Annotated in this window: 10 protein-coding genes, 1 tRNA gene and 1 pseudogene; 7 read left to right on the forward strand and 5 right to left on the reverse strand. The window is 60.7% G+C overall.

The window, feature by feature from the left end; all coding sequences use genetic code 11:
- A pseudogene (locus tag EN949_RS28330) lies at window positions 1–355 on the reverse strand (phosphomannomutase/phosphoglucomutase); the annotation flags it as partial.
- Window positions 356–556: 201 nt separating this feature from the next.
- On the opposite strand from EN949_RS28330, the gene EN949_RS28335 reads away from it, so the two are divergent.
- From EN949_RS28335 to EN949_RS28355, 5 genes are all read left to right on the forward strand, one after another.
- Window positions 557–633, forward strand: a tRNA-Pro gene (locus tag EN949_RS28335).
- A 540-nt stretch (window positions 634–1,173) separates the two neighbouring features.
- Window positions 1,174–1,464, forward strand: a complete 291-nt coding sequence (locus EN949_RS28340; RefSeq protein WP_013532685.1) for a hypothetical protein — start codon at window positions 1,174–1,176, stop codon at window positions 1,462–1,464.
- A 207-nt stretch (window positions 1,465–1,671) separates the two neighbouring features.
- Window positions 1,672–1,887, forward strand: coding sequence for a hypothetical protein (locus EN949_RS28345; RefSeq protein ID WP_024503705.1), 216 nt, complete (start codon window positions 1,672–1,674; stop codon window positions 1,885–1,887).
- Window positions 1,888–1,893: 6 nt separating this feature from the next.
- Window positions 1,894–2,334 carry a hypothetical protein gene (locus EN949_RS36755; protein ID WP_027164086.1) on the forward strand — a complete coding sequence of 147 codons (441 nt, stop codon included), beginning with the start codon at window positions 1,894–1,896 and terminating at the stop codon, window positions 2,332–2,334.
- A 222-nt stretch (window positions 2,335–2,556) separates the two neighbouring features.
- Entirely contained in the window at window positions 2,557–2,901 is a 345-nt protein-coding gene (locus EN949_RS28355; RefSeq protein ID WP_127367402.1) for a hypothetical protein, read from the forward strand.
- Window positions 2,902–2,934: 33 nt separating this feature from the next.
- On the opposite strand, the gene EN949_RS28360 is transcribed toward EN949_RS28355, so the two are convergent.
- The 4 genes from EN949_RS28360 to EN949_RS28375 form a co-directional block, all read right to left on the reverse strand.
- A complete protein-coding gene (locus EN949_RS28360; RefSeq protein WP_013532689.1) occupies window positions 2,935–4,554 on the reverse strand; it encodes an ABC transporter ATP-binding protein in 1,620 nt (539 codons plus the stop codon).
- Window positions 4,555–4,601: 47 nt separating this feature from the next.
- Window positions 4,602–5,726, reverse strand: a complete 1,125-nt coding sequence (locus EN949_RS28365; RefSeq protein ID WP_127367382.1) for an ABC transporter permease subunit — start codon at window positions 5,724–5,726, stop codon at window positions 4,602–4,604.
- Window positions 5,719–6,642: an ABC transporter permease subunit gene (locus tag EN949_RS28370; RefSeq protein WP_127367381.1), complete on the reverse strand. Its 924-nt coding sequence runs from the start codon at window positions 6,640–6,642 to the stop codon at window positions 5,719–5,721. Before EN949_RS28370 ends, EN949_RS28365 begins: the two co-directional genes overlap by 8 nt.
- A gap of 164 nt (window positions 6,643–6,806) precedes the next feature.
- Window positions 6,807–8,399, reverse strand: coding sequence for a peptide ABC transporter substrate-binding protein (locus tag EN949_RS28375; protein WP_013532692.1), 1,593 nt, complete (start codon window positions 8,397–8,399; stop codon window positions 6,807–6,809).
- Window positions 8,400–8,811: 412 nt separating this feature from the next.
- On the opposite strand from EN949_RS28375, the gene EN949_RS28380 reads away from it, so the two are divergent.
- Together EN949_RS28380 and EN949_RS28385 are read left to right on the forward strand one after the other, a co-directional pair.
- Window positions 8,812–9,225 (forward strand): TadE/TadG family type IV pilus assembly protein, encoded by a 414-nt coding sequence (locus EN949_RS28380; protein ID WP_206522859.1) that lies wholly within the window; start codon window positions 8,812–8,814, stop codon window positions 9,223–9,225.
- On the forward strand, window positions 9,226–10,145 hold a 920-nt coding region (locus tag EN949_RS28385; RefSeq protein ID WP_281039794.1), incomplete at its 3' end, for a pilus assembly protein TadG-related protein.

Below are 10,145 nucleotides of genomic sequence, written 5' to 3' on the forward strand. Positions count from 1 at the left end.
CCAGTGCGAACTGGGCGAAATAGGCCATCGGCGACAACGCCAGTCCGATGTCCCTCACCCGAGCGCCTGCAGCCATCAAACCGGACACCAGCGCCAGCTTGATGCCAAGCGAATAGGAGCGGAAATCGTGCCCGGTGACGATATCGGGACCGGCACCGACACGGCGGATCAGCGTGCCAAGCCCCATTCCGAGCGCCTGGACGCCAATCAGATTGAGCTCCGGCAGTTGCGCGGAGCCGGGATGGCCAAACCACCAGCGCGCATCATATTCTCGAAAGCCGGATGGCTTGATCAGCGCTTCGGTTTCGAACTCGAAACTGTTGGGCCGGGCGTCGCCAACGATGCTGAAGGACAAGACTGGAAAACTCCGAGTGGCGGAAATTACGAGTTGTCGAGGACTGCGGCTTAGCACAGAAGGCTTTAAGCCACGTTTATCCCAGGAGGGAATCCGAGCCTTTCGGGCTATGCTCGACGAAAGCCGATGAAATGCGACAGAAGTGCTGCCATGCCGCTTGCAGGAACGAAGTGTGGCGGCTATAAGCCCGCGGTCTGGTCACGGAGTGTAGCGCAGCCTGGTAGCGCACCTCGTTCGGGACGAGGGGGTCGCAGGTTCAAATCCTGCCACTCCGACCAGAAAAAACAAAGAGTTAGCGCATCCCGACTTCGGCGCTCCACCTGCCCCTCAAGCGAGATTACTCGCGTCTCCCCGCCGGCCGACAGCGATGCCTGTTGCACTGGACAGCAACCAGACGGTCTCAACCGGCCGCCTGATGCCTTCGTGCGTGCGCTCGCGGACAGATTCCGGAAAACATCTCAACTGGTACGCGCGTCCGGCTAGCGGAGGCCAAAAAAGCTCAAGATCGCTATCACGATGACCACAGCTCCAACGAGCCAAATGATATTGTTCATGATCTCTCTCCTGTTGCCTGGGGGAAGCCCGCGCCTCTTGCGGAGAACGCGGGCCGACCAGTCTTTGCCGACTGATCCGCAGCAGACACCAAATCGTGATCCCGGCTGCGAGAAATAAAACCATCAGGCACGTCTAATGTTCCGTCGTTGACGAGATCCGGCGATGACCAGTGAACGTTCGGGCCGATGCCGGACCACCGGAACCAAAGTGATCAGGGGCAGTTAATCCAATGAAGGGCTAATTAAGAAAATGGAGAAATTGCAATGAAAACAATGATCATGTGCGCGTTGGCGATTTCCATTGGACTGCCCGTCGTGGCTTCGGCAGCCGAAGCCGATGTGGTTGTTAGAACCCATCATCGACATCACGGCAGCGTCAAGATCATCAACGAAGACGGTCAGCGCTTGCACCACCGCCGCCATGGTACTGTGGCGTTCTACGACCATGGGCGCCGGCATCATCACCGCGATACCGTTGTCGTGACAGGTTCCGTCTCCACCCATCGCCACCACCATCGGCACCATCCCGTGGTGATCGAGAACGACGGGTACTGACCACAGATCTCCGGCCCGATTCTTGAAGGAATCGGGCCACGAGAGGCCCTTTGATCATGCTTTTGGCAGCACCGTCGGCAAGACAATTGCCCCTAGCCAGACTTAGGTCTGACCCCTGCCCGACCGAAGTCCAGGTTGGAAACGCATGCGCTTGCCCCAAATTCGGGGTGGCGGGCAAAAATGATCGATGAAACCAAGAGCAGCAGCATGTCGAACCGTGAGACCAAACGATCCGATGCCCTGAGCACGCGAGTAACAGAGATCAAGGCCAGGATGCAGCAAGCCCAGATTACCGAAGACGAGATGAAGACCTTCCAGAAGGTCGCGGCCATCATGGAGGGCGGCGAGGGCCGAATCGAGGTTGACGACCTGATTGCCGCGTCATTCCTCACCGACACGCTGCTGAACAGCCCGAAGCGTTAAGCGACCATGCCGACGATTAGCAGACTTTTTGATTCCCACGCCGATGCGACGCGGGTCGCTAGCGACCTGGTGGCGGCCGGAATTCCTCGCGTACAGATCGCGATCATCGGGCCTTACAATGACGAGACAGGATCTGTTTGGGTTTCCGCTTTGGGGTCGGTACTGGGCGCTGCCGCCGGCGGGTTGGCATGTCTGAGCGCCGTTGCGGCAGTTGGCATCAATCCTGTTGCTGCGAGCGTATTGCCAACAGCGGTGGCTGGCGCGGTCTGTGGCGGCGTTGCCGGCGGTCTGTTTGGAACATTCGCCAAAGCCGCCATAAAGGCGGATGATCAGGACGTGGCCGAGGGCGTCGTCCTGGTGACGGCGCATGTCGATGAAAATGACGCCGAGATCGCTCAGACAGTGCTCGGCGGTCCCCCGTCGACGTTGGTGGCCGAAGCAGCTTAGGAAAGCCGCCTCGACGTCGCCGGAACCGGCACTCTCCGTTTGCCAGCGATTGAACTCCACACCCGGCAAATAGCAATTCAGACTGGGGATGTTCCTGCTGTCGACCGCATGGCCGAGCCCTGTGGCAGGTTCTTTCGCGGCCGCATATTTTGACGAAAAGGCCCGTCGGCTCTAGGGTCGATTGACCTGATGGAATGAGTGAAACGGCGGGCCGAGTGCGACATGAATTTGAATTCAACCACAGCCCCGCCCTTGATTCTTGTGATGACGCTGGTTCTCGTCGCTGGCTGTTCATCGCTCGGCAGAACCGTCGATCCAGCGAAATACGATTCAATGACGTGCACCGACCTCAACAGCGCGATGGGAGACGTCGCCCGTGACATCTCGCAAACGGCAATCACGCGCGGCAAGGTCACCAACACCAATGTTCCACGCTGGCTGCTCGGCGGCTCACGCGTGAAGACCGCGGTAGCCAACCGTCAAACAGCCAGGATCGACCGGCTTAAGCAGCAACAGGATGCCATTGCGGCCGTGCGAGCGCGCAAGTGCCAGAGGTCCGCGAATTGAGCGGACAGCCAACGCCTCGGTGCAGAGCCCGGTTCAGGCGCTCAGGCGAAATCGCGTCACGTCGATCGCGGCGGCCATCAGCGTCTGTGTGTAGGCGTGCTGCGGATTGCTGAAGATCGCCTCGGTCGGCCCTTCCTCGACGATCTTGCCCTGTTTCATGACGATGATGTAGTCGGCCATGGCGCGCACGACCGACAGATCGTGGCTGATGAAGAGATAGGACAATTCGTGGTCCGCCTGCAGCTTGCGCAGCAGTTCGACGATCTGTTTCTGCACAGAGCGATCGAGCGCCGAAGTCGGCTCATCCAACACCACCAGCCTGGGCTTCAGGATCATGGCGCGGGCAATGGCGATGCGCTGCCGCTGACCGCCGGAGAATTCGTGCGGGTAGCGGTTGCGGGCGTTGGGGTCGAGGCCGACCTCGCGCAATGCCTCGACCGCGCGTTGATCACGCTGCTTGCCCGAAAGGTCAGGCTCATGCACCAGAAGTCCTTCGGTGATGACCTGGCCGACAGTCATGCGCGGCGACAACGAGCCGAACGGGTCCTGGAAGACGAGCTGCATCTGGCGCCGCAGCGGCCGCATCGCCTGCCTGTCGGCTTGGGAAATGTCGCGATCGCCGAAACGGATGAGCCCGTCACTCGGCAACAGCCGCAGCAAGGCGCGGCCAAGCGTCGACTTGCCCGAGCCGGATTCACCAACGATGCCGATGGTCTGGTTGCGCTGCAGCCGGATCGAGATGTGATCGACTGCACGCAGCATCAGCGGTTCGCCAGCAAGAAACCCGCCGCCGATCCTGAACGTCACTTCGACATTCCTGCCTTCGAGCAGCACTGGGGCGTTGGCGGGCGGCGGCGCCTTGCTGCCGGTCGGCTCGGCCGCCAGCAGCATTTTCGTGTAGGCATGCTGTGGGTTGACGAAGATGGCCTCCGCCTCCCCCTCCTCGACAACCTCGCCCTGGCGCATGACATAGACCCGATCGGCAAAGCGGCGGACGATGCCAAGATCGTGGGTGATGAAGACGATCGCCATGCCGAGCTTGCGCTGCAATTCGGCCAGAAGCATCAGGATCTGCGCCTGTATGGTCACATCGAGCGCCGTCGTCGGCTCGTCGGCGATCAATATGTCAGGGTCGTTGGCGAGCGCCATCGCGATCATCACACGCTGGCGCTGGCCACCCGACATTTCGTGCGGATAGGATTTCATCCGCCGCTCGGGATCGGGAATATGCACCAGCCGCAGCAGTTTGAGCGCTTCTTCACGCGCCTCGGCGACATTCAGGCCCCGATGACGGCGGATCGGTTCGATCAACTGGTTGCCGATCGAATAGAGCGGATCGAGCGAAGTCATCGGCTCCTGGAAGATCATGCTGATCTTGCGGCCACGGACCTTGTTGAGCTCGGATTTGCTGAGCGTTAGAAGATTGCGGCCACGATAGTCGACGCTGCCTGTCGCTTCGCCATTCGACGCCAGCAGGCTCATCGCCGCCATCATCGTCTGGCTTTTGCCGGAGCCGGATTCGCCGACCACGGCAACGGTCTCGCCCGATTTGACATGGATGTTTATGCCCTTGACCGCCTCGACGGCGCCGTCGAGCGTGCGGAAGCGGACACGCAAATCCTTGACGCTGAGGATCGTTTCGGAAGCAGCCATCTCAGCGGTCCCCCTCTTTATCGATCCGCATCTTAGCGATCCCCATCTTAGCGATCCCTCGGGTCGAGTGCGTCGCGCAGGCCGTCGCCGACGAAGTTCAGCGCAAACAGCGTCGAGACGAGGAAGAAGGCGGGGAACAGGAGCAGCCAGTTGGCGGTGCCGATGTTCTTGGCGCCGACCGAGATCAGAACGCCCCAGCTGGTCATCGGCTCCTGCACGCCGAGGCCGAGAAACGATAGGAAGCTTTCCAGGATGATCACCTGCGGCACCAGCAGCGTCATGTAGATGACCACCGGGCCGAGCAGGTTGGGGATGACGTGGCGCAGCAGGATGCCGCGCTGGCCGATGCCCATGGCTTCCGCCGCCTGGACATATTCCTGGCGGCGGATCGACAGTGCCTGGCCACGCACGATGCGCGCCATGTCGAGCCACAGCACGGCGCCGACGGCCAGGAACATCAGCACGAAGTTGCGGCCGAAGAACACCACCAGCATGATGACGAAGAAGATGAAGGGCAAGGAATAGAGCACGTCGACGATGCGCATCATCACCTCGTCGACCTTGCCTCCGGCAAAACCGGCAGCGGCCCCGTAGACCACGCCGATGACCACCGCCACGACGCCCGCGAGCAGGCCGATGGCCAGCGATATACGCCCGGCCATCAGCGTGCGCGACAACAGGTCCCGTCCGGTGTTGTCGGTGCCGAACAGGAAATATTGCTGCTTGATCGAGGCGCTCATCGTCACTTCGAGACCGTCCGGCGACTTGCTCTCGATCTTGGTGTCGTCAAAGGCATCGGATCGGTCAAGATAGCGGATGTTGCGATCGTCGATCGGCCTGGTCGACTTGACGGTGACGAAGACCTGGTTGCCTTCCTGCCGCCATTCCTTGATGTCGACCCGCATGCGCTTGATCGCTTCGGTGAGCGCCGTCTCGATCATGTCGGCCTTCGGATAGGCTGACAGGCTTGGCGGCATGCGCACATAGTCGGCATAAATGGTGGTGTATTGATGCGGCACGAACCACGGCCCGAACACGCTGACAACCCCGATCAGGGCAAGGTAATACAGGCTGAACATGGCGGCGCGATTGGCCTTGAGCCGCGCCCAGGCATCCCCCCAGAGCGAACGGCCGATGACGGTGGGGGCGACTGTGGCCGCGATGTCAGTCATAGCGCACCCTCGGATCGACGACCGCGTACATGACGTCGACGATCAGGTTGAAGACAATGGTAAAGATGGCGATCACCACCACCGTTCCCATCACCAGCGTGTAGTCACGATTGAGCGCGGCATCGACGAAATAGCGGCCGACGCCTGGGATGGAGAAGATCGTCTCGACGATGACCGAGCCGGTCAGCAGTGCCGCCGCCGCCGGACCGGTGAAGGAGACGATCGGCAGGATGGCGCCGCGCAAAGCATGCTTGACCACCACCGACCAGTCGGACAGGCCCAGCGCGCGCGCCGTGCGGATGTGGTGGGACCGCAAGGATTCGATCATCGAGCCACGCATCAGCCGGGCGACGATGGCGATCTGCGGCAGGGCGAGCGTCAGCACCGGACCGACCTTGTTGATGAAAGCGCCATCGCCCCACCCACCGATCGGCAGCAGCCTCCAGGTCAGCCCGAACAGGAGTTGGATCACCGGCGCGATGACGAAGGTTGGGATGGTGCTGCCGGCCGTCGCCAGCGCGATCACCGTATAGTCGCCAAGCTTGTTCTGATTGAGCGCCGCAATGGTGCCGAGCACGGAACCGAGCAGCAGCGCCAGGACAAGCGCCGAGGCGCCGAGCTGGACCGAAATCGGCAGCCCCTTGGCGAACAGTTCCGAGACGGTGAAATCCGGCATGTTGTAGCTCGGACCGAAATTGCCGCGCAACAGATTGCCGAGGTAGTGGACGAATTGCAGCCAGAGCGGGTCGTTGAGGCCGAACTGGGCTTCGAGATTGGCCCTGATCTCGGGACTGAGCCCCCGCTCCTGGTTGAATGGACCGCCCGGCGCGACGCGCATCAGGAAAAACGCCATTGTCACGATGACGAACAGCGTTGGAATGGCGGTCAGAAGCCGCCGTAATACGTATCGCAGCATCGGTGCCCCGCTTGATCCAGAGCCGCGCGCGTCCAGTTGGACGGCCGCGCTCCAGCTTTCAAATCTTCGCACCGACATTTGCCGAAATCGAATTCCGGTACCCGGGCCGATGCGATGGCAAACCATCGCCACCGCGCCTGGAGGGCGCGGTGGCTTGGCCAGGGTTAGTCCTTGCTGACGAAGCGCGACGGATGCACGTCCATCACGTTGTCGACGAAGCCATGCAGCTTCGAGGAGACGATATCGTGGTAGCTGTAATAGAGGAGCGGTATCTGGCCGACGTCGTCGACCAGGATGCGTTCGGCGTCGGCCAGTTCCTTCATGCGCTGTTCGGGGTTGCCGCCGGCGGCGGCCGCCTTGTCCATGGCCGCTTCATAGGCCGGGCTGTTGTAGTCCGAATAATTGTTGCCGCTGGCTTTGCGCGAGATGCCGAGGAAGGTTTCCGGATCCTTGTAATCGGCGATCCAGGCGGCACGTGCCAGATCATAGTTGCCCTTCTGCTCGAGGAAGGAGTAGTGGGTCTTGGTGTCGGTGTTGAGCAGCGTGACGTCGACGCCAAGCGGCTTCAGCTGTTCCTGGATCGCCACCGCAGTGTTCTTGTGGTTTTCCGACGTGTTATAGCGGATTTCCATCTTCAGCGGCTTTTCGGGCGTATAGCCGAGTTTCTCGAGGATCTTCTTGGCCGCATCCTCGCGGTCGATCTGCGGCATGTCCGCATATTTGGCCATTGCCGGCGTGTAGCCTTCGATGCCGGGAGGCACCATCGAATAGCCGGGCAGCATCGAGTTCTGCCAGACTTTTTCGGCGAGGAAGTCGCGGTCGATCGCCATCGAGATGGCATTGCGCAGCTCTACATTATCCCACGGCGCCTTGTCGGTCTTGATCGCATAATAATAGGTGCCGAGATACGGTCCAACGTGGATCTGGTCGCCAAACTTGGTCTTGAGATCGGCGAGCTGTTCAGTCGGAAGGTCGTCGTAGCTGTCCAGTTCGCCTGCCTCGAAGCGCTTCATCGCCGAAGAGCGGTCCTCGGTCGGGATGTAGTTGACGACGTCGAACTTGACGGTCGCCGCATCCCAGAATTTCGGGTTCTTGACCAGCTTCATATGATCGTTGGGAACCCATTCGGCCAGCGTATAGGCGCCGTTCGAAACGAGATTGCCGGGCTTGATCCAATCGGCGCCGAGCTTTTCGATGGAGGCCTTGCTCACCGGATAGGTCGCCTGGTGGGTCAGCATCTCCAGGAAGTAGGGCGTCGGCGCCTTCAGCGTGACCTCCAGGGTATTTGCGTCAATCGCCTTGACGCCCATGTCCTCAGGCTTGCCCTTCTTGGTGTTGACGTCCTCCGCACCCTTTACCGGATACAGCATCGAGGCATATTCGGCGCCGGTCGCCGGATCCTCCAGCCGGTGGAAGGCATAGACGAAATCGTCCGCCGTAACCGGGCTGCCATCCGACCACATGCCGTCCTTGCGCAGCTTGAACGTATAGACGGTTCCGTCGTCCGAAACCGTCCAGCTCTCGGCGGCACCAGGAATGAGATTGGCCTTCTGGTCCTGCATGACCAAGCCCTGGAACAGGTCGCGCAGGACATTGGCTTCGTAAACCGTCGAGGTCTTGTGCGGATCGACCGACTCCGATTCAGCGGCGGTGCCCCTGTTATAGACGGTCTCGGCAAAGGCCTGCGTGTAGAACGTCCCGGCGGCCAGCGTCATCGTCGTGGCGAACACAGTCGCCTTCAGCATGTTTTTCAGCATGAAGTTCTCCCTGTCGGCGCTGCCGTTGGCGCGCCTATTAAGTGTTGACGCCCTGGAGCCGATATCTGACCCCTTTGAGCGCGCCGCTGGTTCCCGTCCTGCGGCTCGTGCCCAGACACTAACGCGGAGAATTTTTATTTCAACAGACTCTCTGGGTCACCCAAAGTAAGGCGGACGAAAGCTATGGTGTGGCCGCTGAAACACCAGCCGAAACCAAAAGCTTGACTTGGTTTCTTCACCTCGACGCTATTTTTCACCGCGAATCGGGAGCCATGCCAGTTTGCCGGAATGTCTTAATGCGTTCTTAAGCAACCTGAGGTTACATTACGAATACCTTCTATACGGTTCGAGCTTCAGACGCGCGGCGGCTATGAGTAACGGAGCAAGTAAATTGCCCAAAATCCGTCAACTAATGCGGAAATTTCAAGAAGAGCGCGGTACCTCTGCGGTTGAGTTTGCCTTACTTTCACCGATTTTCATTCTTCTTCTACTCGGGATGGTTGCATACGGTATATACTTCGGCGCCGCCAACTCGATCCAGCAGATCGCAGCGGATGCCGCCCGCACGGCAATTGCCGGGTTGAACCAGACCGAACGTCAAACGCTCGTAGCCAGCTTCGTCACCAACAATGCCGGCGGATATCCCTTCGTGGATGTCAGCAAGTTGACCTACCAGGCCAACGACAGCACGGCCGATGGAAGCCAGTTCGTGGTGTCCATCCAATACGACGCCCGCAACCTGCCGATCTGGAACCTTTTCCCGGGCATAGCCATGCCCGGGACCACGATCAGGCGCCAGTCAACGATCAGGGTCGGGGGCATTTGAATGCTGCTGCATGCGTGCAATGGGATCGGTCGGCTTGCCCGGTTGATGCTGAGTGACAGGAAAGCGAACTTCACCGTCATGGCGGCATTGAGCGCGCCGGTGGCGCTGGCGCTGGCCGCAGTGGCCATCGACGAAGCCTCGATCTACACCGAGCGCCGCGAAGCGCAGGCAATGGTGGATCTGGCGGCGATCACCGCCGCCTCGAACATGACCAATGTCAATACAGCGGTCGTTACCACGCTGACCGACAACGGCATGCCAGGGGTTGTCGTTCAAAGCTCGGGACAGACGATCGAGCCGGCGGTCGGCAAAACCGTCGTGACGGTCACGCCCGGGCGATATGTGGCATCCGGGGCCAATGTGGGCCAGCGTTTCCAGGCCAGCATAACCCCCTACAATGCCGTCCGTGTCACCCTGAAGAAGATCCCCGCCCGCTATTTCGCGAGTTCGCTGATCCCCACTCCCGTCATCGGCACCCAAGCCACCGCCAGCATGACGCCACAGGCGACATTCTCGGTCGGATCGAGGCTCGCCAGCCTCGATGGCGGTATCCTCAACGCGCTTCTCGGCGGGCTTCTCGGCAGCAACATCTCGCTCAGCGTCATGGACTACAACGCGCTGATCTCCGCGGATGTGAGCGTGCTCTCCTTCGTGGACGGTCTTGCCACACAGCTGAACCTGACCGGCGTGTCGTATTCGGATGTGCTGGCATCGAAGGCGACCGTCGGCCAGATCGCCACGGCCATGGCCAATGTGCCCGGGCTTGGCAACACGGCCAAGGCCGCCCTGCAGACGATCGCGTCCAAGTCGACCAGTACGGTCCAGATCCCGCTCAGTCATCTGGTCGATCTCGGCTCCGTCGGCAAGTTGGGCCTCGGCCAAAGGCCCGCCGGCCTCGGCGTCGACGCCAGCGCCTTGGG

Source organism: Mesorhizobium sp. M7A.F.Ca.US.007.01.2.1, from assembly GCF_003998165.1.
Classification (GTDB): domain Bacteria; phylum Pseudomonadota; class Alphaproteobacteria; order Rhizobiales; family Rhizobiaceae; genus Mesorhizobium; species Mesorhizobium ciceri.